Source organism: bacterium (assembly GCA_019912885.1).
GTDB lineage: Bacteria > Lernaellota > Lernaellaia > JACKCT01 > JACKCT01 > JAIOHV01.
In genome coordinates this window covers 1-25,957 of sequence record JAIOHV010000056.1, presented here as the reverse complement: position 1 = coordinate 25,957, position 25,957 = coordinate 1, and the positions used below count along the sequence as shown (strand labels likewise).

General features: G+C 64.5%; 19 protein-coding genes. 10 read left to right on the top strand and 9 right to left on the bottom strand.

The features are described from left to right. The first annotated feature begins 35 nt into the window (after positions 1-35). The 3 genes from K8I61_04685 to K8I61_04675 all read left to right on the top strand — a co-directional run bounded on the left by K8I61_04685 (position 36) and on the right by K8I61_04675 (position 3,791). The gene (locus tag K8I61_04685; protein ID MBZ0271309.1) at positions 36-1,877 is read left to right on the top strand and encodes a hypothetical protein; all 1,842 of its coding nucleotides are present in this window, start codon (positions 36-38) and stop codon (positions 1,875-1,877) included. Between the two features lie 90 nt (positions 1,878-1,967). Continuing rightward, complete coding sequence (locus tag K8I61_04680) at positions 1,968-3,131, top strand: PLP-dependent aspartate aminotransferase family protein (GenBank protein ID MBZ0271308.1); 1,164 nt, start codon at positions 1,968-1,970, stop codon at positions 3,129-3,131. A 258-nt stretch (positions 3,132-3,389) separates the two neighbouring features. Further along, complete coding sequence (locus K8I61_04675; protein MBZ0271307.1) at positions 3,390-3,791, top strand: hypothetical protein; 402 nt, start codon at positions 3,390-3,392, stop codon at positions 3,789-3,791. Between the two features lie 119 nt (positions 3,792-3,910). On the opposite strand, the gene K8I61_04670 is transcribed toward K8I61_04675, so the two are convergent. Continuing rightward, complete coding sequence (locus tag K8I61_04670) at positions 3,911-6,493, bottom strand: ABC transporter permease (GenBank protein MBZ0271306.1); 2,583 nt, start codon at positions 6,491-6,493, stop codon at positions 3,911-3,913. Between the two features lie 167 nt (positions 6,494-6,660). Further along, positions 6,661-8,706: a 4-alpha-glucanotransferase gene (gene malQ, locus K8I61_04665; GenBank protein ID MBZ0271305.1), complete on the bottom strand. Its 2,046-nt coding sequence runs from the start codon at positions 8,704-8,706 to the stop codon at positions 6,661-6,663. Positions 8,707-8,889: 183 nt separating this feature from the next. Here malQ and K8I61_04660 point away from each other — a divergent pair, with 183 nt between their 5' ends. After that, positions 8,890-11,040 carry a hypothetical protein gene (locus K8I61_04660; protein ID MBZ0271304.1) on the top strand — a complete coding sequence of 717 codons (2,151 nt, stop codon included), beginning with the start codon at positions 8,890-8,892 and terminating at the stop codon, positions 11,038-11,040. 262 nt (positions 11,041-11,302) lie between these two features. Beyond that, positions 11,303-12,613 (top strand): glycosyltransferase, encoded by a 1,311-nt coding sequence (locus K8I61_04655; GenBank protein MBZ0271303.1) that lies wholly within the window; start codon positions 11,303-11,305, stop codon positions 12,611-12,613. 93 nt (positions 12,614-12,706) lie between these two features. On the opposite strand, the gene K8I61_04650 is transcribed toward K8I61_04655, so the two are convergent. Beyond that, positions 12,707-14,863: a hypothetical protein gene (locus K8I61_04650; GenBank protein ID MBZ0271302.1), complete on the bottom strand. Its 2,157-nt coding sequence runs from the start codon at positions 14,861-14,863 to the stop codon at positions 12,707-12,709. A gap of 318 nt (positions 14,864-15,181) precedes the next feature. Here K8I61_04650 and K8I61_04645 point away from each other — a divergent pair, with 318 nt between their 5' ends. Then, positions 15,182-15,559 (top strand): PadR family transcriptional regulator, encoded by a 378-nt coding sequence (locus tag K8I61_04645; GenBank protein MBZ0271301.1) that lies wholly within the window; start codon positions 15,182-15,184, stop codon positions 15,557-15,559. 123 nt (positions 15,560-15,682) lie between these two features. Next, on the top strand, positions 15,683-16,615 hold the full coding sequence (locus K8I61_04640) for an NAD-dependent epimerase/dehydratase family protein (protein ID MBZ0271300.1): 933 nt from the start codon (positions 15,683-15,685) through the stop codon (positions 16,613-16,615). Here the strand turns inward: K8I61_04640 and K8I61_04635 are convergent. The 6 genes from K8I61_04635 to K8I61_04610 form a co-directional block, all read right to left on the bottom strand. After that, positions 16,605-17,477 carry a metal ABC transporter permease gene (locus K8I61_04635; GenBank protein MBZ0271299.1) on the bottom strand — a complete coding sequence of 291 codons (873 nt, stop codon included), beginning with the start codon at positions 17,475-17,477 and terminating at the stop codon, positions 16,605-16,607. The genes K8I61_04640 and K8I61_04635 overlap by 11 nt on opposite strands. A 4-nt stretch (positions 17,478-17,481) precedes the next feature. Then, positions 17,482-18,252, bottom strand: a complete 771-nt coding sequence (locus K8I61_04630) for an ATP-binding cassette domain-containing protein (protein ID MBZ0271298.1) — start codon at positions 18,250-18,252, stop codon at positions 17,482-17,484. Beyond that, entirely contained in the window at positions 18,249-19,091 is an 843-nt protein-coding gene (locus K8I61_04625; protein ID MBZ0271297.1) for a zinc ABC transporter substrate-binding protein, read from the bottom strand. Before K8I61_04625 ends, K8I61_04630 begins: the two co-directional genes overlap by 4 nt. Further along, positions 19,088-19,378, bottom strand: a complete 291-nt coding sequence (locus K8I61_04620) for a ribbon-helix-helix domain-containing protein (GenBank protein MBZ0271296.1) — start codon at positions 19,376-19,378, stop codon at positions 19,088-19,090. The genes K8I61_04625 and K8I61_04620 overlap by 4 nt, the downstream gene beginning before the upstream one ends. Before the next feature lie 94 nt (positions 19,379-19,472). Then, complete coding sequence (locus tag K8I61_04615) at positions 19,473-20,546, bottom strand: hypothetical protein (protein MBZ0271295.1); 1,074 nt, start codon at positions 20,544-20,546, stop codon at positions 19,473-19,475. Between the two features lie 31 nt (positions 20,547-20,577). Further along, positions 20,578-21,342: a tetratricopeptide repeat protein gene (locus K8I61_04610; protein ID MBZ0271294.1), complete on the bottom strand. Its 765-nt coding sequence runs from the start codon at positions 21,340-21,342 to the stop codon at positions 20,578-20,580. Positions 21,343-21,515: 173 nt separating this feature from the next. On the opposite strand from K8I61_04610, the gene msrA reads away from it, so the two are divergent. From msrA to K8I61_04595, 3 genes are all read left to right on the top strand, one after another. Further along, entirely contained in the window at positions 21,516-22,127 is a 612-nt protein-coding gene (gene msrA / locus K8I61_04605) for a peptide-methionine (S)-S-oxide reductase MsrA (GenBank protein ID MBZ0271293.1), read from the top strand. A 346-nt stretch (positions 22,128-22,473) separates the two neighbouring features. Then, positions 22,474-25,158 carry a hypothetical protein gene (locus K8I61_04600; protein ID MBZ0271292.1) on the top strand — a complete coding sequence of 895 codons (2,685 nt, stop codon included), beginning with the start codon at positions 22,474-22,476 and terminating at the stop codon, positions 25,156-25,158. 26 nt (positions 25,159-25,184) lie between these two features. Continuing rightward, the gene (locus tag K8I61_04595) at positions 25,185-25,910 is read left to right on the top strand and encodes a hypothetical protein (GenBank protein ID MBZ0271291.1); all 726 of its coding nucleotides are present in this window, start codon (positions 25,185-25,187) and stop codon (positions 25,908-25,910) included. The last annotated feature ends 47 nt before the right edge of the window (positions 25,911-25,957 follow it).

The window sequence follows — 25,957 nt, the reverse complement described above, 5'->3', positions numbered from 1 at the left end:
TTGCTCTTTACCCTTTTCGGTTTATGAGATGAATCATGGATTTGACGCGCGCCGTCCCCAAACTCAACACGTCGATCGACTTTCACAAACTTGTCGTCTCTCTTGACGAGCGCGAAGTGCAGATGATCGCCCACGTCAACGGGATCAGCTCGCTGGGCGACCTGGCCAACGGCCTGCACGTGCCGGTATCCGTCGTTCTCGACGTTTTCGCGCGGCTTCTCGAACATGAACTTGTCTATTTCGACGATCCGGACGCCCCCGCGCAGCTTCGTGGCGAAATCGTGTCGGCGCGGCGTCACCGACGCCGGCGCCCGGCCGACGAGGAGACGCCCGCCATTGATGAGCCGGTCGTTTCGTTTGAATCGGTAGCGCCGGCTGTCGCACGCGAGCCGATCGAGATATCCGCGCCGGATCGCCAGGGCGCCTGGAACCTGGAGACGGTCTTCCGCCTTATTGCCAACACCGCCGCGGAGCATACGACGGGCCTCTTGCGGATCCGCGGCGGCGACGGCTACCGCGACCTGGTCTACCTCGACGGGCGGCTTCTGAACGTCGTGGCGCACCCGTTCGATCCCGGCGAAACCTTCGGCCGCGTGATGCAGCGCGCGGGCCTCATCGAGCAGGATTCGGTGTTGCAATCGCTCGCCATGCGGAAGGAACGCGGCATCATGCAGGGAGAGGCGCTCACGCGCCTGGGCGTTCTGGACCACGAGCGCCTGCCGCAGTTGCTCGTGCGCCATGTCGAGGTGAAGCTGCGCGCCATCTGCGATTGGGACGGAGGCGCGTGGGAACTCTATCGGGGCGCGGCCTTTGCGCAACGCGTGCACGCGATCGACATCGACCTGCCGCGCCTCCTTTATTCGCTCGTCTGGAAGGCCTATCCCTTTTCGCGCATTCCCCATACGCCCGCCAACAACATTCAGCAGAAATTTGTCGGCGCGGCGGCCCGCCCGCCCTTCGGCATCACGGATATCGTTTCGAGGGACGTCGGCGAGCGCCTCGAGAAAGCGCTGAAAGAGGGCGATCAACCGATGGCGCGCCTGGATACCGTTGCGCGGCTCAAGCCCGCCGCGCTCGAAAAATTCGTCTGGACGATGATGCTGCTTGGCGCGATCGAACTAGGCGACCGCCCCCGCGCACGCGGCGAATCGGAGGATTTGCGCGACCTGCAAGAGCGCGTCGCCGCGCTGCCCTCCACCAACCACTTCGACCTGCTCGGCGTGCACTGGAACGTCAACCGCCTGGAAATCGAATCGGCCTACGAGCGCCTGCGCACGCGCGAGGAGCGCGCGATGAAAACCGCCGGCGAAGCCGAACGCGATCTGCGCCGGCAGTTTCTGGAATACGTGGATCGCGCCTACAAGACGCTTTTGCCGCTACATTCGCGGAATCAGTACCGGCGGCGCGCCTTCGGCGAGGCGTTCATCGCCAACCAGCTCGAGCTCAATCGCCGGAAGGGCGAGCACCAGCTCTACCTGCTCGAGGACTTTGGCCCCGCGGCCGCCGCGCTCGCGATCGCCGTGGAGCTGTCCGACGAGGATCCGGCGCTTTTGGCCGAATACGGACTGGCGGCGTATCTCGCCGAACGCTCCGCGGGAAAGGCGGGCGTCGAGGCGCGCAAGAACCTGGACCGCGCGCTCGACATGATGCCCAAGGGCGAGGTGCCAAACCTGTGCCTGGGGATGGCCTATGCCGCTTCGGGCAACCCGTCTCAGGCGGCGCGGCACTTCGAGGCCGTGCGCTCGGCCAATCCGCAAAACATTTACGCCGGCGTCCTGTTGCGGATGTCCCTCGAACGGACCGCCGTGACCGTCGAGGAAAAGGACGAGGCGCTGCGCCGGTTCATCGAACAGCGCGACCGCGCCGTTTCGGCCTGACATCCGGCTGACCGGCCTTGCTTGATCCGCGCGCGCGCCGCGTGATACGTCTCCCCGACTTTTCTCTCCGGTTTTTCGGGAGTGATTCGCATGACCGACAAGAAAACGAAGCCGCGGTTTGAAACGCAATGCGTCCACACGGGCGTCAAGATGGATACCGCCTACAATTCGGTCACCTCGCCGATTTACCCCAGCTCGACGTTCGCGTTCATCGAGCCGGGCAAGACGGCCGGTTTCGATTACACGCGTTCGGGCAATCCGACGCGCTCGGGTCTTGAGGAAAACCTGGCGGCGCTTGAGGGCGGGTGCCTGGCCCGCGCGACCAGCACCGGCATGTCGGCGATCGCGACGTCGCTTTTCCTGTTCGAAGCCGGCGACCACATCATCGCCGGCCACGATATCTACGGCGGCACCTACCGCCTGTTTGCGAGCGTCGCGCCGCGCATGGGGCTGAAGTTTTCGTTCGTGGACATGCGCGAGCCGGCGATCGTGCGTAACGCCATCAGCGACAAGACGCGCGCCATCTGGATCGAGACGCCCTCGAATCCGCTGCTCAACCTTGTGGACATCGCCGCGATGGTCGAGATCGCGCGCGAGCGAAATCTCCTGACGTTCTGCGACAACACCTTTTGCAGCCCCGCGCTCCAGCGCCCGCTGGAACTTGGCTGCGATGTCGCGGTCCACTCGACGACCAAATACATCAACGGCCACAGCGATGTCGTGGGCGGGGCGCTCATCGCGCGCGAGCCCGCGATCGGCGAGCGCATCGCGTTTCTGGTGAACGCGCTTGGAACGGCGTGCTCGCCGTTCGACGCCTTTCTCGTTCTGCGCGGCGTGAAGACGCTGCCGCTGCGCATGAAGGCGCACGTGGAGAACGCGCGGGCGGTCGCCGAATTCCTCGCGACGCATCCGAATGTCGAGCGCGTGTATTTTCCGGGCCTGCCCGATCACCCCCAGCGTGAATTGGCCGAGCGGCAGATGGCCGGGCCCGGCGGCATGGTGTCGTTTGACATCAAGGGCGGCGCCAAGGCGGCCGAGCGCTTTGTCATGCGCCTTCGTTATTTCACCCTGGCCGAGTCGCTTGGCGGCGTCGAATCGCTCGTGGAAATTCCTTCCACTATGAGCCACGCGTCCATGGACGAGACGGCACGTCTGGGGGCCGGGATCACGCCATCGAATATCCGGCTTTCGATCGGCATCGAGGCCGCGTCCGACCTCGTCGACGACCTTGCGCAGGCGCTCGAGGACCACTGATCGGGCGATATTCGAAGCAAACGGCCTCTGTTACCTCCAAATTTGCGGCGCGGCTCACTTCTAATATTTCTTATTCGCGTATTATCGCGTTCTTTCCGCAATATCTATTGTTGTTTCGCTAATTTCGCTGTATAAATTTTTGGCAATTCGCTGTTGCTCCTTGTCCAAATGTGGGCGCCGCTTGGGGGGATCGCCTTGGTCGCCGAAAGAACCGTCCTTACGGGAGGCGAAGACGCGCGAGCGCGACGGCTCGTGCAAATGGATCGCACGGAAATTGCGATCATCGTCCTTCTGATTCTTGCCGCCTTTGACTCAGCGCGCGGGATGACCTTCGCCGTGCCTGCCGGAGTCGCCATCGGCGCCTTGGCTGGCCTTCTTTTCGTGCAGGGTCTTTTGCGCGATATCGCGCGCCTACTCATTCTGCCTGCGGCCGGTGAACGCCACCGCGTTCTTTGCCTGTGCGCGGAGTCGTCGGTGGCCCTGACGCTCCTTGTCGTCGCGCTTGGCCTTGCCCTCATTGGCGTGACGCAGTCGATCGAAATCTCCGGCGGCGCGGCGGTATTCGCCGGCGGCGCGACCCTGCTGTTCGGATTCGTGTCGAAAAACTATGTGCTATCGATCCGCAAAGAGAAGGACCACGGCAGCGTCATTGTCTGGTGAATCAGCCGTCAGCGATCGGTTTTCAGCGTTCAGCTTTCAGCAATCAGCGACGGATGACGGCTGACGACTCGACGGCTACCGGTATCCGTCCCGCGATCCGTCCTTCAACCCATCGATCGTCATTCGTACTTCAGTGCGTCGCGCACCGTCAGGTTCGCCGCGCGCCGCGCCGGCAGAAGGCCGGCCGCGATCGCGAGCAGAATCGACCCGACGAACGCGCCGGCGACAATCGGTCCGGAGGCGTGCAGCGGCATTTTCCAGCCGACCACGAGCACGTTCAGGCGCTGCAGGTGGATGTGGGCAAGCGCCAGTCCCGCGACGCCTCCGATGACCGCGCCGGAAAATCCCATCAACCCCGACTGCACGAAAAAGATGCGCCCCACCTGCCCGCGCGTCGCGCCAAGTGAGCGAAGCACGCCGATCTCGCGCGTGCGATCGATGACGTTGGCGAGAAGATTGTTGATGATGCCGATGACCGCGATGACGATCGTGAGGATCTCAAGCGAAACGGCCAGCGCGAAGATTTGTTCGAGCGCCTCGAAGATCGCCTTCTTGAAATCGCGGTTGGACAGCGCGAACAGGTCGAAGCGATCGCCCGACAATTCGTCGATCGCGTGGCGCACGCCTTCGAGATCGGCGCCGTCTTTCAGGTAAACGTGGAACGTATCGACAAGAGGATCGCGGAACAGTTCCAGATACAGGCCGCGATTCAGCATGACCGTACCGGTCTCCGAGGCGTAATCGACGATGGTCCCCAGGATCGGCACGTCCCGCGCGCCGGCGGGCGTCATCAGGCGGATCGTTTTCGCGCTCGCCAGCGGCGGGGTGCGCGTCACGAAGTTTTGCGAAAGCAGCACGCCCTCGTTGTTGCGAAAGCGCGCCGCCGCGTCTTCGTCCCATCCGTCCGGAAATTGCAGGCGCTTGCGGTTGAAATAGTCGGTGAAATCGATCGAAAGCAACAGGATACGCTCGGCCTCGTAGTCGTGAAGGCGCATGCGCAACTCGACGGCGTGTTTGACGCCGGGTATTTTTTCAAGCTCGCGGCCCATTTCGGGATCCATCGGCACGGAATTGCGCGTCGCGAAGGCGTTTGACGAGCTGACGAAAATGTCCGCCTGGAGGATGTTGTCCATCCAGTCGCGGATCTCGCGCTTCATCGAGTTCATGAACAGGTAGATCTCGAACATCACCGCGAGCGCGACCATGAACGCGGCGACGGTCATCGCGGAACGGCCCAGATCGCGGCGCAGGTTATCGGACGCCATGCGCGGCAGCGCGTGCCGCGCGGCGGCCGTCACGCGCGAGAATGCGCCCAGAAATCCGCGCATGAAAAGCGGCACCACCGCGACGGCCAGCACGAGCACGCCGGCCATCGCCGCACGCACGCCGTCGGCGGATTTGGCGATCGGCGGATAGAAAAGCGCGATCGCAAGCAAAGCGGCGGCAATTCCGGCCACAACCGTCCACCGCGTCAGTTGGGCGCCCTGCCCGCTTGAAAGACCGGGGCCATAACGCACAACGTCCAACGGCGAAACGCGCGCGGCGCGAAACGACGGCCAGAGCGCGCCGATGAGCGAAATGAAAAGGCCGATGGCAAGACCCGAGCCGATCATCTCTCCATCGAACGAGGCGTGCGTCGTGTTGGCGGGAACGAGGAGACTCGTGATGTCGTTGATATAACGCAGAATCGTCACGCGGCCGATCGCGTATCCCGCGGCGACGCCCAACACCGCTCCGGCAAGGCCCAAAATGATGCCCTCGATCGCGAACACGGCTCCGATGCCAAGGCGCGTCACGCCGAGCATCCGCAAAAGGCCGATCTCGCGCATGCGCTGGTACACCGATGTCGTGATGGTGTTGAAGATGATGAACCCGCCCATCGCGACGACGACAAACGTCATGATGAGAAGGCCCATGCGCACGTTGGCGAGCATCGCGTCAACGCCCTCGTTGCGTTGCTCGGGCCGCTGCACGTCGTAGGCGCCGCCAAGTTCGGCCTCGAGAGCGGCCTTCACCGCCGCAACGTCCGCGCCCTTTTCGGCGACAATGTCGATGGCGTCAAAGCGTCCCGCGCGTCCGAAATACGCCTGCGCCGCGTATACATCCATCAACGCGAAGTTGCCGCCGAACGCCGTCGCCGGCCCCTCGGCCTCAAGGAACCCCTTCACCTGAAACGGCTTTCGTCCCTGGCTCGTCAAAAGTTCGATTGTGGAATCGGCCGTGACGCCGTGTCGATTCGCAAAGTCGCGCGCCACGAGAATCGTGTCCACCGCGTTCAGGAACTCAAGCGGATCGGTCACTTCGGCGCCGCTCGCGTCCGTCATGCGATAAGAGCGCGCGGCCGAGTCGTTCAAGGTGTCGACCGCGAGGATCAGCAGGTTTTCGCCCGCGAATTTCGTAACGGTCTGGATCGTGGGGATGACGGCCGCCACGCCGGGCACGGCCTTTTCGCCCGCCTCGCCGCGCGACAGGCGCTCGTAGAGCTCTTCGGCGACGCCCGCCTCGCCGCCGGTGATCTGCAGTTCTACCTTGCCGGCGACCGCGTCGATCATCGACGAAAACGAGTCGGTCATCGTCGCGAGGATCATCTGCACGGCGATGTTCGCGGCCACGCCGAGCGCGACGCCCGTCAGCGTCAGGGCGGTCCGGAGCGGATGCTCGCGGTATCGGCGCAGGGTGACGGTGCGAAAAAGATGGCGCATGAAAAATCGGCTCAAAAAGGAGCGGCCTCATTAGCCGATTCGGCGTGTGGTGTACAGGGAGCCGAGGATTGATGATCGAGGATTGCGTTGAAACGTGCCCCGATAACGATCACGATTATTGTCTGTCGCCGGTCGCCGCTCGCCTGTCGCACGATACCCGGTGCGGTCTATCCCCGCGACGGCTCGCGCCGCGCGCGGATCGCCGCGACGTGCCTGGCGACGCGCGAATCGCCCGGAATGTCCTCGATATCGATCGGCAGCCTGGCGCGCCAGTTCGGGTGTTCGTCGATCGTGCCGGGCAGATTCGGCTGATCGACGACGCCGAGCACGTCTTCCCACTGCACGGCGAGCACCTTCGACGGACCCGACGCGAGATACGCGTGGATGTCGCGCGATAGTTTCGCGGCGGGGGCGCGCTTGCCGGCCGCGGATCGCTCGGTGACACCCTCGCCCAATCTTTGCGCGTGCAACGCGCGCACAAGGCGCCTTTTCTCCTCGCGCCGGTCGGCGCGCGCGGCCGCCTCGCCGCTTGCCTGGGGAAACAAGTTCAGCTTCGCGCGCCAGTCGATATCGCGCTCGCGCAGATATCCGGCGATCGTCGGCAGGTCGTGCGTCGATGCGGCGATAAGCGCATTTTTTTCAAGCGCGCCGGGAGCGCGAAACGCGCCGTCGGCCTCGCGCTCAAACCAGAACACGCGGTACGAGAGCACACCCGCGTCGGCAAGCGCCGTCCGCACCTCTTCGGGCACGGTGCCGAGATCCTCGCCGATCACAAGACACGCGTTTCGCACGCTCTCGAGCGCGACGATTCCCACAAGATCGGCCAGCGGATATTCGACGTACGCGCCTTCGTTGGCCGCCGCGCCGCGCGGGATCCAGAACAGGCGCATCAGGCTCATGACGTGATCGAGCCGGATCGCGCCCGCGTGACGCATGTTGCGCCGCAGCAGGCGGATGAACGGTTCGTAACGCGCGGATTGAAGGCGCCGGGGATTCCACGGCGGAACGCCCCAATTTTGCCCGAGCCGATTGAAATCGTCGGGCGGCGCGCCGACCGACATGCCGAGCGCGAAGGCGTCCTGATGCGCCCACGCCTCCGCGCCGTCCTCGGCGACGCTGACGGCGATGTCGAGGTAAAGCCCAAGTCCAAGCCCGCGCTCGAAACAGCGCCGCGCGGCCTCGCCGAGTTGCCGATCCGCGACCCATTGCAACCACGCGTGGTAGAAAATCTCGTCGCGCCTCTCCAGAAGGAAGGCGTTGATCCGCGCGCCAAACGGTTGGAGATACGCGTTGGGCCACGCCGGCCACCCCCAGTTTGCGGAGTCCTCCCCGTGCATCGCCTCGCGCAACGCCTCGTGAAGCGCAAAGAGCCGCAACGGGGCGCCTCCATCCTCGCAATACGCACCAAACTCGGCCGCCAGCGGTGAGTCCGTATCGAGATGCGCGGCGCGAAAACCGTCCCACGCCGCCGCCAGCGCGGCGCGTTTCAGGTCGGCGACCCGTTCGTAATTGACAAGCTTCGAGCGACGCGCGGTGGACAATCGCCTTTGAAAGCGCGGCGAGGAAATCAACGCGCGCGCGGCGCCGGAATCCGCGAATCCCGGAGCGGACTCCACGTCGATGAAAAGCGTGTTGAGAAAATTGCGGCTCGAGGGGCTGTAGGGGCTCGCGTGAGAGGGCTTATGCGGAAAAAGCGCGTGCAGCGGCGAAACCCCGACAACGTCCGCGCCGAGGTCGCCGGCGATCTCGCAAAGGCGCGCCAGATCCGAAAAGTCGCCGATACCCCAGTTTCGCTCCGAACGCAGGGCGTAGAGTTGCGTCGAAAATCCCCAGACACGCGAATCTTTGGCGATGGCCGAAGGTTCGAACGCGCGGCGAGGCACGACGATGAGCCGCGTGAAATATCCCGGCGGCGGCGCGGCGCCGTCGCGATGGATGACGAGGCGGTGATATCCGGACGCGGGTTGCGCGGCGACGATCAGCCGGACTCCCGAATTGCCGTGAGACTCCGCCGCCGCGTCGCCGCAACGCAAGGCGCCGCTTTCCTCCCAAAGCCGCCACACGATGCGCTCGCCCGGATGCGCATCGGCGAGCGGGCAGGCGATCGGTTCGCCCTCCCGAACGACCAGCGCCGGCGGCGCGAGCGCGCGATCGGGGTTGCCGGACGTCTCGAAAACGCGCGCAATGGCGTCGATCGTCGCCGGCGGCGGCACGTGGCGCCCGCCCCAAACATCCCAATACTCCGGCGAAATGCCCGGAATTTGGGCCGTTTTTGATTTACCGCCCCTTTTCGGCATACCCCACCTTGTGTTATAGGGCTTCCGTCGATCTACCGATAAAAATACTAAACGTTCAATGGCGGCGCTTGCGTGCGCCGCTTGTCCTGGGGAGGCTCGGTGCGTCGACTTACCGTCACGATCGCGATCATCGCCGTCATCCTGTCCGTGGCGGCGGGAATTGCGGCCCCGCGCGCCGTGGCGTTCTCATCGTCTTTCGACGGAATGCCCGTCCGCGTCAAGGTCGCGCGACCCGCATCCGGCGGCTTGACGCTGACGCTCACCACGACCGGCGCCTTCGTAGCGCCGCTCGCCCTGGACCCGGCCTACGCGACGCTAACGCTCGACGGCTCCGGTGTCGACGGAAAACCGGGCGCGCCCGCCCTGCCGGTCGTGCGCCGCCTCATCGCCGTGCCTGAAGGCGCGGATGTCGTCGTCACGGCGCACTTCACCGAACGGACGATGGACGTTTCGGCGCTCACCGGCCGCGCGCGCCTTGCACCCGCGTTCCGGTCCGTCGAGAAACTTCCGAGTACCTCGCCCGGGGACGGATTCGTCATCGACACCCGCGCCTTTGCCCACGACGGATATCGCTTTCGCGAAGCCGCTACGGCCCGCGTCGTCGGGCATCTGCGCGGCACGCGCCTGACGCTCATCGAAGCGCGGCCGATCGACTACAACCCCGCGCGCGGCACGCTGCTCGTGCGCGAAGACATGCGGATTGACGTGGCCTTCCCCGGGGCGGACATCGCCGCGACGCACGAGCGGCGCGCGCGCTACTTCGATCCGCGTTCCGGGGCGATCCTCCACGGCCTTCTTCCCCCCGGCGGTGAGGACGAGACCGTCCATCCGTGGGAATGGCGCGGCGCGGTAACGCGGGCAAGCTACCTCGTGATCGGCGATCCGCTGCTCGCATCGGAGGAATCGTTCGCCGAATTCGCGGCCTGGAAAGAACAAAAAGGCTACGACGTCGTGTTCCTGACAACCGGGGAAGCCGGCGGCGAACCCGAGGCGATCCGCGAGACGATCCGCGACGCGTACGAAACCTGGGACGCGCCGCCCGCGTACGTTCTGCTGCTTGGCGATGTCGGCCAGATTCCGGCATTTGTCGGCACGGATCTGAGCGCGCCGGCCTCCGATTCGATGTACGCGCTCATGGACGAGGATGTCTTTCCGGACCTGGCGATTGGACGTTTCCCGGCCCGAGACGCGGTGCAACTCGCGAACATCGTGCGCAAATCGCTCGCGCACGACCGCGACGTCGCGCCGCTTGCGTCGCCGCTGACGGCGGTATTTTTGGCGTCCCTGGACCGCGCGGAGATCACCGAAGGCACGCACGACTACATCATCGAACATTTCACCGAACCCGCGGGTTATCGGAACGAGCGCGTCTATCACGCGCGCGGCGCCACGCCGAACGACGTGACGGATGCCGTCAACGAAGGACCCGAGCTGCTTGTCTATTCCGGTCACGGTGCCGAAAACAAATGGACCGACGGCCCGCCGTACGGTATCAATCAGATCGACAAACTCGAGAACTCCGCTTACCCCGCCGTGTTCTCGTTCGCGTGCGTCACTGGCGCTTACGATGTCGAATTGGCGCTCTCGGAGGCGTGGGTTGTCGCGGAAGCCGGCGGCCACGCGGCCTGGGCCAGCTCCGTCAACAGCTTCTGGGACGAAGACGACATTCTCGAAAAGGCGATGTTCGAGGCGTTTCTCGGCGGCAAGGCGCCGATCGCGCTCACATGGATTTCCGGCATGACGGACTACGCCAAGCTCGCGCTATGGCAATACCTGGGCGGCGAGGGCTTCGCGACGCGTTACATCGAGATGTACAACCTCATGGGCGACCCCGAGCAGACGCTTGCCTCGCGCCCGCCCGTTGCCGCGCAGGTGACGTTTTCCGGCGCGGTGGCGGACGGCGCCCTGACCGTGCGCCTTGACGCGGGGCGTTTTGCCCAGGTCGGCATCACGAAAGACGGCGAGGCCGTGGGCATCGCGTACGCGCAACCGGGGTTGTTTTCACCCGTGCGAATCGATGCCGATCTCACCCCCGGCGACGAGTTGCTGGCGACGATCACCGGCCCGGACCTGATCCCTGAAACGCGCGTTCTGGTTGTCGGCGAGCCTTTCCCCGATGACGTCATCCCCGGCGCCGACGACGATGACGATGGAAGCGAAGACCCCAACGCCGAGGCCGAAGGCGGCGGCTGGTCGTTCGACGAGAACGACGACGAATCGTCCGAGCCCAAGGGCGCGTGCGGGTGCTAAGAAGGAAAGAGACTGGAAGGCTGAGAGGCTGGAAGGTCATCGCAACGCGCGCCACGCAACGAACGGAGCTGCGCGCGTCAGCAAGCTGCCGCCCGTTTCGCCCCGAAAGGCGGCCGTCGGAAGATCGACAAAACATCACCTCTCCCGATCAACAATTTCGTTTGCGAACGAGGAGACCGCTCCCTTACGGTCGCGGCTTTGACTTCGCAATTCCGCGATCAATCCAATAGACAATCGCCCGCCTCGCTGAAATGATCCGAGCGTGCGGATTTTCCTGCTCATCCACCAGTTTCCGCCCGAGCGGTACGGCGGCGCGGAAAGGCACGTGCAGCAACTCGCCACCGAACTTGGCAAACGGCACGATGTTCTCGTCTACACGCAGTCCTGCGACGCTTATGGCGAGAGCCCGGAAGACGCCGTCGTTGGCTACTTCCGTCTGCGCCGTTTTCGCGATCGGCGTGCGACGGCCGCGCCCGCGCTGTCGGCGGATCTCCTGCATACGGCGCGGACGTTCATGCCGGATGTCGTTCATGTGCATCACGGCATCGGTTTTTCGCCATCGGCGCTCGCACACCTTTCGCGCGATTGTCCGAGCGTCCTGACGCTGCACGACTACTGGTGGCAGTGCGCGCGCATCCGGCTGCTGTTTCGCGGGCAGACGCCCTGCCCCGGCCCGTATCCGCTCACGCGGTGCGTCGATTGTTATGAGGACGAAGCCGACAGGCTGATCGGCGAGGCGGCGGGCCTGTCCGACTATGGGCCGCTCGCCGGCATTGCGCGAAGGGCGCGGCGCTACGTCACCGAGACGCGCAAGGCCGACGCGGCGCGAAACGTCGCGCAGAAGGGCCTGTCGTTCGTGCCGTTTTCGCGGCTGATGTTCTTCCACCGCCGGCAGCACGTGTATCGCTCGATCGTCTCGTCATTTCGCGACATCATCAGTCCGTCGAAGTACCTCGTGAAGCGCTACCGTCAGGCGGGCTTTTATTTGCCCCGCGAACGGACGCACATCGTTCCGTACGGTATTGACCCGGCCGAGATTCCCGCACCGCCCGCCGCCCGCCGCGAAGGACCGGTGCGTTTTGGGCTAATCGGCCATCTGAATCACGAAAAAGGCGTCGGCATCGCCATGCGTGCGATCCGCGATGTCGCCGCGGGCGCGGCGGAGTTGCACGTGCATGGCGGTTACGATGGCCCGAAGGACGCGGCGGCGAACGTCGTTTTCCACGGCGCGTTTGTTCCCGACCATTTACCGCGACTTCTCGCGGATATCGACGCGCTCATCGTTCCGTCGATCTGGGTGGAGAACTCGCCGAAGGTCATCCACGAGGCGTTCGCGGCGGGCGTGCCCGTCATCGCCGCGGATCACGGCGCGCTGCCGGAACTTGTCGGCGAGGGGCGCGGCGGGTTCCTCTTCCGTGCGCAGGACGCGATGTCCCTGTCCGCCTTAATGCACCGCATCGTCCTGCACCCCGAGGCGCTCGATGACGCGCGCGCGGGCATCCCGCCGCCGGAGACAATCGGGGAAACGTCGGTGCGGATCGAGGAGGTCTACAGCCGCGCGATCGGGCGGTGAGTCGCGCCGGATTTCGAGCGCACAAAAATTACGCCCCGGCACGTGGCCGGGGCGGTGGTCTCAACTCGCCGCTTCCGCGACGAAACCTGGTTTTTATTCGATCGGGAAGTCGTGGCAGCCGCCGCACGAGTTCGTGTACGGAATCGGCATCAGGCTATCACTTGGCGTCTGCCCCGCCAGGATCGTCTTTCTGGGCACATCCATCATGTGCGACGTGATGTCGTTCATCCAGTAACCGCTGCCGACCACGCTCGGCGCGCCGGCGCCCGTCTTGGCCGTCTTGACCATGTGGCAGTCCACGCACGTGGGTTCCATGAAAGTGTGATCGTAGCCGACTTTCGCCAGGATGTGCGGCTTGGCGTCGCCGGCCAGATCCACATGACATTTCGTGCAAAGGGCATTGTCGTCCGGGTCTTCAAGCAACTGGGCCTGATTGTCGTCCTCCCCGTGCGGGTCGTGGCAATCGGCGCACGAAAGCAGGACGAACTCGTTGCGGTAATGCGCACTACGCACGTAGTCGGTGTACTGCTGATGGTGGCTCTTGGAGTGCAGGTTGTCGTCGGCGTAGAAATCCGACGCGGCGCCGTCCGCGCGGCTCGTGTAGTCGGCCAGGAAGACCTCGCGGCTCGTGCCCGCGATCATCATTTCGTTATTGTCGTTGATCGGCGTGTCCTCGAGGTTCTTGCCCTTCGGACGGCTGTGGCACTGGCCGCAGATCATCGAGCTGCGTTCCGCGGCGAGGTTCGCCGGGGAGACGATGTATTTGCCCTGTCCGGCGTTCTTCCAGTGGTTGGAGCCGGGACCGTGGCAGGATTCGCAGCCGAGGTTCAGCTCTTCCGGCACCCCGTCGCCGTCAAGGTCCAGCTCGCCATTCGGATCCGAGACCGCCATCGCCTTCCAGCCGTCGGTATCGTTGCCGGTGAGCGAGAAGCCGTTGTAATGGCAACTCGCGCAGGTCTTGTCGAACGACTTGCTCTTGGCCGGTGTCTTGAGACCCGTGGATTCGCTGAAGTACCAGTCGGCGTGATAATCGCGAATCACCTTGCGTGTGCGCGGCGAATACGTTTCGCTGCCCTCCTCTTGGTACTGAACCGGCATCGGGTAGAAGCTGTCGCCGATCTTCGTGTTGTAGCGCTGCTTGTACACGCCGCCGCCGTACCCCAGATCGACGGTGTAGGTCGCGGTGGCGCCGATGTTCACCTTCTGGTCGGTGAGCGTCATCTTGTATAGCGATCCGTCTTTCCAGAGACGCACCGTCAGGCTCAGATTTCCCGCCGGCGGGGTCAGGGAGGTCTTGTACTTGTCGAATCCGCGGCCGCCGTCGTAATCGTAGTAGTAAACAAGCGTGTCGTCCTCAAACAGGTCGTAACCGTCCAGCAACGCCTCGTGGCGATCGAGATCCCAGTCCTGAAGTCCGCTTTCCTGGTACGGATTGTGGATGCCGAGCTTGTGCATGGTCTTTAATTCGTGCGTGTAGCCGTGGCAGTTCAGGCACACCGACGAGCCGACGAAGCGGGCGTTTTCGCCGACGCTCATCGAAAGCGTAATGGGCCGCTTGGTGCCGTACAGGTCGTCGGCATCGTACGACGCGCGCGACAGATTGCCGCCGGGCAGGTGGTCGCCGTCGAGGGCGTCGGGCTGCACGTAAAGGAAATACGCGCCCGCTTCGACATCGTCGATCGCGTAGATGCCTTCGCCGTCGGTCACGCCGTATTGATAGGTGATCGCGGCGGCAAGCTGGCCGCGAATCAGATCTTCGAGCGGCTCGTCGTCGGTCGCCGCGGCGTCGAACGTCGTCGGATCCATGTTGATCGCGATGCCCGTCACGTCCTCGACAGGGATGAGGAAAACGTATGCGTCAGCGATTGGGTCGTCGGCGGTGTCGAGAACGCGGCCGGTGACGCCGTTCGGCAGGGTGCCGTATGTGCCTTCACCGTCCTCGCCGTCCTCGCCATCCTCGCCGTCGGAGCCGTCCAAACCATCGGAGCCGTCCAAACCGTCGGAGCCGTCCAAACCGTCGGAACCATCCAATCCATCGCTGCCGTCGGCTCCGTCTTCACCGTCGGCCCCGTCCGCTCCGTCAAGGCCGTCCGAGCCGTTGGACCCATTCGAACCGTCGGCTCCGGCCGGACCTGCTTCTCCGCTCGCGCCATCCTCGCCGTCAGCGCCGCCGTCGCATGCGGCGACGAACGCCAGCATGGCCACCAGGCACAGCGCCCAGATCCAATTTCTTGTATTCAGAACTTGCATTGGAAACTCCATAGGGGTTACGACGGACAGAGCGATGTGCAATAGCCGTGCCCCGATATCGGTTTCCGACTACGGATTCCGATTTCATTCCCAAATTCAACGAGTTTTGCGGAATGAGCCCCCGTTCCGGAAAGGTCGTGGGCGCGTTCTGATCCGTCTGAATTTGAGACTGAAAACGCCGTTGCGGTTCTCGGAAAAAGTCCGGGCGACCGCATTCGCAATTGTGGGCTTGACACCTCGATGACAACGAGGCCTTGGAATGTTCTCCCGTTCGGTTTAGATACCAGCACGCCGCTTTGGGCGATAATTTTTATCGCCATGACGGAGCTGCTGGTGAAAAGTATCGAAGTACCGCGAAAGCTAGCGAAGGGCGGAACGCCAGCGATCGACGCCAAAAGCATCGAACGCGAATTTCTGCTTTCATTCTGGAAAATCCACATCCTCCACCACGCGGCGAAGAAGCCGGTGGTCGGCCAATGGATGATCCGGGAACTTCGGCATCACGGTTACGAGGTTAGCCCCGGTACGTTGTATCCCCTTCTCAAGCGACTCGAGCAACGCGGTTGGTTGAGCAGCATGGCCGATCCCGACGGCGGCCTCCGCGCGCGCCGGGAGTATGCGCTCACGCCCGCGGGGCACGAGGTTCTTGCGATTCTGCGAGGCTATCTCAAGGAACTCAAAAGCGAGGTTCTCTAGCACGTGGGCCCGCCGCGGTCTCCTCGGGTTCCGCGAAGCCCATCGTTGTCCGACCATCGAAGCCACATTGACCGGCCATCCGCGCATCCCCATACTTCGGCGCCGAACACGGGAGCATGAAAAATGGCGAGCGTGCTGGTCACGGGCGGAGCGGGATTCATCGGCGGCACGATCGTGCGCCGCTTGCTCGCCGACGGCCACCAGGTCCGCGTGCTGGATAACCTCAGCACGGGGCGCCAGGAAAATCTCGACGGACTGGACGTGGAATTCGTGCGCGGCGACATCCGCGACGAGTCCGCATGCCGCCTGGCCTGCCACAAGGTCGAGCGCGTCATTCACCAGGCCGCGCTCATCTCCGTGCCGCAGTCGGTCGAAGACCCGCATCTGGCCGCGGAGATCAACATCGTCGGGTCGATCAACGTTTTTCGCCAGGCAATCGAAAGCGGCGCGACGCGCATCGTCTACGCCAGCTCGTGCGCGGTGTACGGCGAGGCCGACGCCGAGTACATCGACGAGGCGACCCCGCCAAAGCCCCTGTCGCCGTATGCCGCGACAAAACTCGCCGACGAGGCGATCGCCGAGTCGTTCGCGCATTGCTACGGCGCGGCATTCGTCGGACTGCGTTACTTCAATGTGTTCGGCCCGAGGCAGGATCCGAAGTCGCCGTATGCCGCCGCGATTCCAAGTTTTCTGTCCCGCGTGCTGTCGCGCCGCGCGCCGGTGATCCATGGCGACGGCCTGCAGACACGCGATTTTGTCTTTGTCGAGGATGTCGCGCGAGCCAACGTGATGGCCGCTTTCGCCGATCTTCCCGGCAACGAGATCTTCAACATCGCGCGCGGCGATTCCACAAGCATCCTCGATCTTGCGAATCTGTTGATCGAGCTTGCCGGCGGTACGGCCGGGCCCGAGTTTGAGGCCGCGCGCGTCGGCGATATCCGCAACAGCCGCGCGAGCGTCGCCCGGGCCCGGGAGCGGCTTGGATTCTCCGCCGAGTTCTCGGTGCGCGAGGGCCTCGCGCAAACCGTCGACTGGTATCGGGGCCTTATCCGCTGACCGCCTCGCCTTTAAGCGCCTTCCGGCGCTTTGCGACAATGCGCGATACCGCGAACACCGCCAGGTACGACGCCGCGGCCACGACGATGATCGTCGCTCCGGCGGGCAGATTCGTTTCGTAGCTCGCGGCGAGCCCTCCCACCGTCAGCGCCGCGCACACGAGAATCGAGGAGATCATCATGCCCCCAATGGTGCGCGACCACACGGACGCGATGGCGATCGGCAAGGTGAGAAGCGCGATGACGAGAACGATCCCGACGACCGAGACGAGCAAGACGACGGTGAGCGCCGTCAGCGTCAGAAGCATCAGATGGAACGTCTCGTCGGCGAGGCCCCGCACACGCGCGTGGAGCGGATCGAAGCACACGACGAGAAACTGGTCGTAAAATACGAGGCAGACGGCGACGATAAGCGCATCGAGCATCGCGATGAGCGCCACGTCGTGCCGCGAGACCATGAGGATGTTGCCGAACAGGTAGTTCATCAGGTCTTCGGCGAAGCCTGGCGTGCGCGAGATGAACAAGACGCCCACGGCCATGCCGACCGCCCAGATTGCGCCGATCACCATGTCCTCGCGCTCGCGCATGCGCAGCGTGACCCAACCGGCAAGCAAGGCCGAACCGAGCGCCGCGACGAGCGCTCCGTGCAGCGGCTGCAGAAAGTCCAATCCGTGCACCTTCGCGAGATACACGAACAGCCCCATCCCGCCGAGGATGCTGTGCGAAATCGCGCCCGCCAGATACGTGATGCGCCGCGTGACGACGTACGTGCCGACGATGCCGCACGCCACGCTCGCCAGAAGCGCCGTCAACACGGCGATGCGCAGGAAATCGTAGCGCGCGAGGTCGGCGAAAAACGACATCGCCCTACTCCGCGTCGCCCGCGCCGTGCGCGTGATGATGCCCGTGGTGCACGGCCGTCATGCGCTCGCCGTACAGGCGAAGGATGGCGTCCGCGGGCAACTCCGCCGTGGGATGCACTTCCACGAATCGGTTGACGCACACCACCTTTCGCACCGTCCGCGAGACGAGGCCGAGGTCGTGCGTCACGAGCACGATCGTCATGCGTTCGTTCAGGTGGCGGAGTAGGTCGTAGAACGCCTCCTCGCCGCGCAGGTCGATGTTCGCCGTCGGCTCGTCCAGAAGCAGCATCTCCGGCTCGGCGACGAGCGCACGCGCGATGAGCGCGCGCTGCCGCTGCCCGCCGGAGAGTTCGCCGAAGCGTGCGCGCTCGAAACCGCCCAGCCCCACCTCGGCGATCGCACGGCGCGCGGCCTCGCGATCGGCACGCCGGATGCGGCCGAAAGGACGCACCCGCCCCATCAATACGACATCGAACGCCGTCACGGGAAACGCGGGATCCGCGCGCATCTCCTGCGGCATGTATCCCACGCGCCGGCGTGCCGCATCGGGCGTCGTGCCGAACACCTCGACGCGCCCGCTTGCCGGTTGGAGAAGACCGAGCACGAGCCGCAACAGGGTCGTCTTTCCGCCGCCGTTCGGCCCGACGATGGCCACGAATTCGCGATGCTTCACGCGAAACGAGACGTCGTCCACGATCAATCGCCCGTCGTAGCCGAAATTCACGCCAGTGATAGCGATGTCGTCCCGATCCAGGGCGGTATCCACCGGCGTCATTCGGCAAGCGCCTTTTCGATCGCGTCGGCGATCGCGTTCATGCCGGCGATGTAATCGTCAAACAGCGTGTCGAGCGATTCGACACGCGCCCCGATCTCCCGCGCGACAACATCCACGTTTTTTCGCGGCTCTTGCGGCTGATGGAAGATCACGCGCGCCTTCGCGGCCCGGGCGCGGTCGATGAACGAGGCGATATGGCGCGCCTCCGGCTCGTGTCCTTCGCGGTCAAGCGACACCTGCCTCAGTCCGTAACGCCGCGCGAAATGCCCGAACGCCGCGTGTCCTACGAAAAACTCGCGCCCCCGATAGGGCGCCAGTCGCGCTTGCAGGTCCGCGTCCAGGCGACGCAAATCGGCGATGGCCGCGTCCCGGCGCAACGCGAAATCCGCCGAACGCTCGGGAACGAGTCGCGATAATTCCTCCGCCGCCAGCGCGATGAATTTTTCGGCGAACGCCGGATCGAGCCAGACATGCGGATCCGTGTCGGCTCCCGGAACGGCGGGCGCATCGACGATCCGCAGCGCCGGCATCGACTCGGAAATCCGGCGGACGATCGCACGCTCGAACGGCATTCCGAGGCGAAAAATCATGTCCGCGTCCGCGATGCGCGTCAGGTCGCGGGGCGGCGGATCGTAGCCATGCGGCGAGCGGCCGGGCGGGATAATGACGTCCACGCGCGCCGCGTCGCCCGCCACGCGGCGCAACAGATCCGCCTGCGGGGCGACGGACGTATAGACACGCGGCGTTTGCGCCGCGAACGTGGTCGCGGCGGGCGCGAACGCGACGGCGCAAATCGCCCCGGCGATCGCGAGGACCGCCAAACGAACACGGCGCGTCATAAAACGTCCGGGTCGGCCGCTTCGTCGCCCTCGTGCTCGCACACGAGACGCATCTCGCGGCAATCGTCGCACCGAACGATGGCGTGCGCGGCGCGGAACTCGTGCCAGTGCCGCTGCTGATCCTCGGTCAGCACACCCTTCCCGCCGCAAAGCGGGCAGGTGTTTTCGAGCGCGGCGAGCACGGCGTTGCGGATGAATTCGGAGCGGTTCGGCACGGCGGCGAGCGCATCCAAAAGCGCCTCGTCAACCTTGAACGTGACGACCTCGTGTTTCGATCGGCCAGACATGAGTGAGCCCCGGAACGCACGGAAGGCGCGGTTTCGAAGTGATATTACGAAGTAATACAGGAGTTGGCAAAGGCACAGGGGATCGAGGAACCCGCTACGACACGGGTGCGATCATTTTTTGGGCGACGAGAAAATCCGCGATGGCGCGCGCGGCGGTCTGCGCGCCTTCGGGCGACCAGTGGCCGTCCGGCCGGAACAGGTTTGCGCCAATCCTCGCGCGCTCCCGGAAGGCGCGCAGCGGGTAGATCGTCGCGATCCCCTGTTTGCGGCTTGCGGCGACGATTTCCCGGATCTGCGCACGAAGCGGGTCGGGGGACGCGCCGATCACGATCTCTTGCGGCGGGATGACAAAGACCGCGAGCGGCGCCCCCTCGCGCGCCGCCTCGGCGCGCAACAACCCTAAAACGAAGCCGAATTGCTCGACGCCCGAAAGCGCCGCGCCCGTCGCGCCGCGCTTGCGTCCCTCGGAGTAGCGGCTCTTCTTTTTGACAAGAAAAAGCGTCGCCGCACGGCTGCGCAAAAGCATCGGCATCCAGCGGGAATTGGGCGGAACAGGCGCGCCGTCGTTGACGAATCCGGCGGCATCGCCGGCGGGACGCAAATGGCATTTGTTGTGGCCGTAGGCGCGCACCTGGTCGATGTCGTCAATGTCGTTAACGCACACGATCGCGACGACGGATTCGACGGGGAACGCTCGCTGTTCGATCGCGAAACGCCGAAACAGCAGGAATTCCTGATCCGTGCCGTATCCGGGAAACGCCAGGGGCGCGACCGGGCGCCCGATCATGCCGGCAAGTTGTGCCGCGGGCGTGGATGCCTCCGAGAGCCCGAATCCCCAGCCGAACGAGTCTCCAAGCAGCGCCACCGCGGGGGTATCGCGAGGCGGCCGCGTCCCCCGCAATCCCAGCTCGTTGAAACGCACGAATTCGCGCGCGACGCCGACGTCGAGATAGCCGCTCGCGCCCGGCTTGCCGGCCCAGCCGATTTCCGGATCGTGGCGCGCGAACTGAAAGCCCGCGCGCCTTTCGAACGGCACGACGAGATTCAGTTCTGGATATCGCAAACGCGCGTAGGCTTCGACGACAGCGAGGGAAGCCAGAAGGCCGACCGCGATCGCGGCGAATAAACGCCGTCTCCTTGCCGAATCGGGTCGCGTCCGGATGGTCATGGTATTCGTCGGCGATCGGGAGATAGGCGCGCTACGCCGACGCGCCGGAATCCGGATGCGCGGAAAGCCAGCCGCGCGCCTTGGAGACCCAAGCGCGCTCGGCGCGGCGCGCGAACGCGGGTTGCACGCGCGCGTCGCCCACGATGGCGCGCATGAGCGCCGCGGCCTCGTCGCTGTTGCCTTCCTTTTCGAGAATCAGCGCCAGGCGGTAACGCGCCTCGGCGTAGCTTTTGGTCTTGAGGACCTCGCGGTAGGCATCCTTGGCGTCGCGAAGTTCGCCGAGATTTTCCAGGCACCGGCCAAGCGCGATGAACGCCTCGCCGAAGCGGTAGGACGGATCCCGGCGCACGATGCCGACCAGTTCGCGCACGGCGTCGCGCGGGCGGTTTAAGCGTTCATACGCAATCGCCAGATAATAGCGCGCGTCGTCGTGATCGATGCCAAGCTCGATGGCGCGCGCGAGTTTCGTCGCGCCGTCGGCGAATCGCCCTTCGCGCACGTAGATCTCGCCGAGTTCGGCCAGATGCCCGGGCGCGGCCTCCTCGCCCGCCAGATGTTCGAGCTCGCGGCGGCGCCGGCGCTCGCGGGCGCCGGATTTCAGCGACTCGTCGATGCCCGAATTTGGCAGGACAACGACGATAAGGTAGATCGCGCAGCCAAGCGGACCCAGAAAGAAGATGACGAAAAGCCAATAAAAAGGCGGACGGCGGCGGAAATAGTCGATGAGCGCCCACGCGTACACGCCAAGCGACAAGAGCGAAACGAGACTGAATCCGTGGGAATCAAATACGTCCATGACCGCCCTGACCGGGGAAAACGGCGCACGAGCATTACCGCATCGTCCCGCGCGCGACAAGGCGGCGCGGCCCGCGGCGTAACGCGCGGCGACGCGGGCGCGTATCGAGGGGTGTACGGCATGGCGCGCCGCGCTTTGAAAAAAAATCCGAACGAAACAAAGGAAAATTGGACATGACACGCATGGGAAAATTATTCGCGACGATCGCCACCGTTTTGGCCTTCGGATTCGCCGCCCACGCGGCGGAAACGGCAACGATGAAATCCGGCGCGAGCGAGGAAACGCAGAAGGCAAAAAAAACCGCCGACGCGTATTTCGCGGGAGGTTGCTTCTGGGGTGTCGAGTATTACTTCGACAAGGAACCGGGCGTCATCGCCGCCCAGTCCGGATATATGGGCGGCGACGAGTCCGCGACCTCGTACAAAGAGGTGAGCACCGGCCGCACCGGCCGCGCGGAAACCGTGAAGATCACCTACGATCCGTCGAAGACAACGTACGAAAAGCTCGCGCGCCTGTTTTTCGAGATCCACGACCCGACGCAAGTGAACCGCCAGGGACCGGACATCGGCACGCAATATCGCTCGGTCGTGTTTTACACGTCGGACGAGCAAAAAAAGACGGCCGAAAAATTGATTGGACGGCTCGAAAAGAAGGGCTACGACGTGGCGACGCAGATCGAGCCGGCGGGCGCGTTCGCGACAGCGGAAGGCTATCATCAGGATTATTACGACCGAAAAGGCGGCACGCCTTATTGCCACATCAAAACGGAACGTTTCGACGATTGACGAATGACGACAGGGTTTGCCCGTCCGCGTGCCAAGCTGGGAGCGCAGCCTGCCCGGCGCGCCGAAGCCATTGCGAAGGCGGGTCCCGCCTGCCTCGGAACGTCGTGCGCGCTTTGTCGTTCTGAGCGAAGCGAAGAATCTCACATCTTGCTCCAGACAAGGCGAGCGCCTCATGCGCTCGTACGTTTGGCACGCGCGCACCCGCCCGCAAGCCCCATTCGCACCACGCCGTCTTGACATACCCCGCGCGCGGCATTTACGTTGATTTTTAGAATATTTACCGACGTTCGGCGGCCGGTTTTTCGCCGCTTTGCCGGGCGTTTGCGTTCGCGCCAGGAGCTTCATCATGGCTGAAGAGACGACCGTCAACACGGCGGCCATCGTTTCCAATCTCGGCAACGCGGAGACCGTCGACAAGCAGGCGGACATCATCGCCAAGGGGCTTTTGGCGTCCGGGCTCGGCGGCGCCGTCGAGTTGATGTCGCAGCTGCACGAAAAGGCGCTCGACGATCTGGGATACGCGCGCGGGTTCCTGCTGCTTGTCGACCTGCCGCTTTTGACCAAGGCGCTCGGCCCGCAGAATCTCGAAAAACTTCGCTTCGCGATGAAAAAATCGCAGCGCGTCAAACCGATCGACGACCTGATGGACCGCGTGCGTACCGTCGATGGCGCGACGCTGACGATGGCGAAGGCGAAGTCCGCGATGATGTTCCAGCTCCTTTACCTTCTTCGCGAGCGCATCTCGGAGGAAGGCATGGCGGAGCTGCGCATGACGGCCGCGGACGTCGTCAACATGGCGCTTGACCGGGACGACATCAAAAACCGCGAATTGGTCGTGGACCTGGAGAATTTCGGCAAGGGCTACTGGACGATCTTCATCGACCTTCTCAAGGAGGCCGATTTCCGCGCCGACGACAAGCAGCGCTACACGATGGTGCTGAGCGACGCGGCGGTGCGCCGCGCGGCGGACGGACTCGAACTCGTCTCCAGCGGCAAGGGCGGCGAAGGCGGCAAGCTCTCCGAGACGGTGCTCGCGCGCATGGGCTCGAACATCATCAAGCGCCTTTCGCTCCTGTTGCGCACGGTGAAGATCTATTCGTCCGCGGATCACCCGTCGATCACGCTGGCGCTCGAATCGTTGCAGGGGACGATCGACCAGATGCTGAAGGACCGCGAGAAGCTCACGCTCTCGCGCCTGGGGGGCGACATCCTCGTGGAGGACGTGCGCCTGAAAAAGACGGCGCCGTTCCTTGAGGATTTCGCCCGGTCGCTTGAGGAGCGCAACATCAACTCGATCACGCTGCGCAAGGGGATTTCGCTCGACGAGGTGCGGACGTTCGTCATGATCTTCGGCGAAAGCGCGGCCGCGATCCGCAACCGCGGCGGCGTGAGGGGCATCTTGCAGAACAAGGGCGTCACGCACGTCGTGGTGGACCAGTTCCGCTACGGCATCATCGAGGACGAAGGACAGGTTCCGCAAAAAGACGATCTCGCGTCGGACGAACGCGCGCTCGAGAACCTGGTGTTCACGGAGATCGTTTCGAAGATCAAGGCGGGCGGCTCGGTCGGCGACGTGTCGGCCGAGGAGGTCGCGAAGGCGTTTTCGAGCCTTGTCAGCGGGCGTTTCCGCAAGGACCAGAAATCGCGCGCCGCGCTCGCGCAGATGATCCTCTCGCTCGATCCGAGCCTCGCGGATCAGGCGCTTTTCGCATCCGGCGGCCTTCGCGACGCGATGAGCTGGTCCACGGCGCGAACGACGATCGATCAGCTCGTGCTGGAAATGGGAAAAAGCCGCGAGCCCGCCGCGCGCATCCACGCCCTCGAGAATCTCTCGAAAATGATGGGGCTCGCGATCTCCAAGAACAAGGACACGACGCTCGCGGAGATCAGCGACAAGCTCGCCGAGCGTATCTGGTTCCGCGAACGCGACATCGAGGTCTGCTCCAAGATCTTCGAGGTGATGACCGAGTTGTTCCGCAATCTCGCGATGGCCAACCGCTACTCGATGGCGTTTGACGTGGTTCGCCAGTTCGAGCGCATCCGCCGCCAGGTGGACAACCTGCCCGCCGAACGCCGGGACGCCTACACGAGCGCGCTGCGCGAGTTGGCGTTGACGGCGACCGTGCAGGCCGGTTCCACGGACACGGTCGCCGCGCTGGTGCGCGAGTTGGAAAGCGAAACGATGACGTTGGCGGATCAGGCCATGAAGCTGCTCGAGTTCCTCGGAAGCGAGGAGGTCGTCACGCAGCTTCTCGACGGCTTCCGCCACCCGTCGCGGTCGGTCCGCAACCGCTGTTTCCAGGTGCTCCAGGCCATCGGCGACAAGGCGCTCGAGGTGTGCGTCTGGAAGCTGAAGAACATCGACGACACGGAGATCTTCCGCCGAACGGGAAACACCGGCGCGCTCGAGGACTCCGCGTTTTTCGTGGCGCGGAACGCGATCGATCTTGTCGCGAAGCTCGGCGGCCCCGGCGAGCTGGAAATCATGCGGACCCTCGCGCACGATGAGGATCCGCGGATCCGGCGCGAGACCCTCGCCAACCTCGCCAAACTCAACGAGCAGGCCGCGGAAGAAGAGGCGCTGGCGGCGCTCGGCGATCCCGCGGACGATGTCGTCGAGGTCGCCGCGTCGGTCGCGGCGCAGCTCAAGGCGTCCGCGGCCGTAGCCAAGCTCGTGGATCTTTTCTACGCGCGCCCGGCGCTGCGACCGAATGTCGTCAACGCGCTGTCGCTCATCGGCGGCGACGACGCGGAGATGCTGCTCGTCCCCGCGACGCGCTTCGGCACGCGCGGCAATCTCGCGAAAATTTATGCGGAAGACTTTCAACTCCGCGTGACGGCGATCCGCGCGCTCGGGGCGCTCGGGCAGGAAAACGCGCAACTGGCGCTGCGCCGCATGGTGAGCCGCTGGTCGAACCCCGTTTTCCGCCTCTTCTTTTTCCCGATGCGGCAGATGTTCGCGCACAAGGATCTCATCAAGATCGCGCGGGACGCGCTCGGTCGCATCGACTACCGACTGAAAACCGCGTGACGAGGGCGCGCGCCGTGCGGCGGCGGATGCGAGGCACTCTGGCCGCCGCGCTCGTGCTCGCGCTCGCTGCGCCCCTTGGCGCCCAGGACGGCGGCGCGCTGCTTTTGGCCGGAGACGAGATGTACCGCGCGCGCTCGGGCGATCTGTCCGCCGCGACGCGCGCGATCAGCGAATGGCGGCGCGCGTCGGAAATCCTGGACGACCCCTTCCCCGCGCTGATTCGTATTGCGCGCGCGCACCACTTTCTTTTTCAGTTTCAAAAAGCCGGTGCCGCCGCGAACCTTTCGGCGGGGCTCGATACGGCCCGAAAAGCTCTTGCAATGAAACCCGGCGCGTCGGACGCGAATTTCTGGTACGGGCTCCTGCTGTTCGAGACGCACATCCGCGGCGACGCCACCACGGCCATGAAGGTTATGGACGAGGTCAAGCGCCATCTGGCCGCGGCGCACGAATCAGACAAAAATTATGAGTTCGCCGGGCCCGACCGCGTGCTGGGGCGCCTTTATCTCGAATCGCCGATCGTCGACTTGCCGCTCGCCGAAACGCACCTGGCGAGCGCCGTGAAACTCGCTCCGACCTACAGCGCCAACCGCCTGCTCTACGCGCGCGTTCTGGCAAGGCGCGGCCGCGCCGCCGAGGCGCGCGCGCAGCTCGATGCGCTCGCGACGCTGACCGCCGCGCCCGGTTTCGAGCGCGAGCTTGCGCGCGACCGCGAGGCGGCCGGAACGATCGCGCTTCCCGCCTCGCCGTGACGAACGCGCTTTCCGAACGATACCCCGCCCTGGCATCCGCGATTGGG

Bases quoted from the DNA above. Each gene is read 5' to 3' on its own strand.
- K8I61_04685 (MBZ0271309.1), top strand. From the start codon at position 36: ATGGATTTGACGCGCGCCGTCCCCAAACTCAACACGTCGATCGACTTT.
- K8I61_04680 (MBZ0271308.1), top strand. From the start codon at position 1,968: ATGACCGACAAGAAAACGAAGCCGCGGTTTGAAACGCAATGCGTCCAC.
- K8I61_04675 (MBZ0271307.1), top strand. From the start codon at position 3,390: ATGGATCGCACGGAAATTGCGATCATCGTCCTTCTGATTCTTGCCGCC.
- K8I61_04670 (MBZ0271306.1), bottom strand. From the start codon at position 6,493: ATGCGCCATCTTTTTCGCACCGTCACCCTGCGCCGATACCGCGAGCAT.
- K8I61_04650 (MBZ0271302.1), bottom strand. From the start codon at position 14,863: ATGCAAGTTCTGAATACAAGAAATTGGATCTGGGCGCTGTGCCTGGTG.
- K8I61_04645 (MBZ0271301.1), top strand. From the start codon at position 15,182: ATGACGGAGCTGCTGGTGAAAAGTATCGAAGTACCGCGAAAGCTAGCG.
- K8I61_04640 (MBZ0271300.1), top strand. From the start codon at position 15,683: ATGGCGAGCGTGCTGGTCACGGGCGGAGCGGGATTCATCGGCGGCACG.
- K8I61_04635 (MBZ0271299.1), bottom strand. From the start codon at position 17,477: ATGTCGTTTTTCGCCGACCTCGCGCGCTACGATTTCCTGCGCATCGCC.
- K8I61_04630 (MBZ0271298.1), bottom strand. From the start codon at position 18,252: ATGACGCCGGTGGATACCGCCCTGGATCGGGACGACATCGCTATCACT.
- K8I61_04625 (MBZ0271297.1), bottom strand. From the start codon at position 19,091: ATGACGCGCCGTGTTCGTTTGGCGGTCCTCGCGATCGCCGGGGCGATT.
- K8I61_04620 (MBZ0271296.1), bottom strand. From the start codon at position 19,378: ATGTCTGGCCGATCGAAACACGAGGTCGTCACGTTCAAGGTTGACGAG.
- K8I61_04615 (MBZ0271295.1), bottom strand. From the start codon at position 20,546: ATGACCATCCGGACGCGACCCGATTCGGCAAGGAGACGGCGTTTATTC.
- K8I61_04610 (MBZ0271294.1), bottom strand. From the start codon at position 21,342: ATGGACGTATTTGATTCCCACGGATTCAGTCTCGTTTCGCTCTTGTCG.
- msrA (MBZ0271293.1), top strand. From the start codon at position 21,516: ATGACACGCATGGGAAAATTATTCGCGACGATCGCCACCGTTTTGGCC.
- K8I61_04600 (MBZ0271292.1), top strand. From the start codon at position 22,474: ATGGCTGAAGAGACGACCGTCAACACGGCGGCCATCGTTTCCAATCTC.
- K8I61_04595 (MBZ0271291.1), top strand. From the start codon at position 25,185: ATGCGAGGCACTCTGGCCGCCGCGCTCGTGCTCGCGCTCGCTGCGCCC.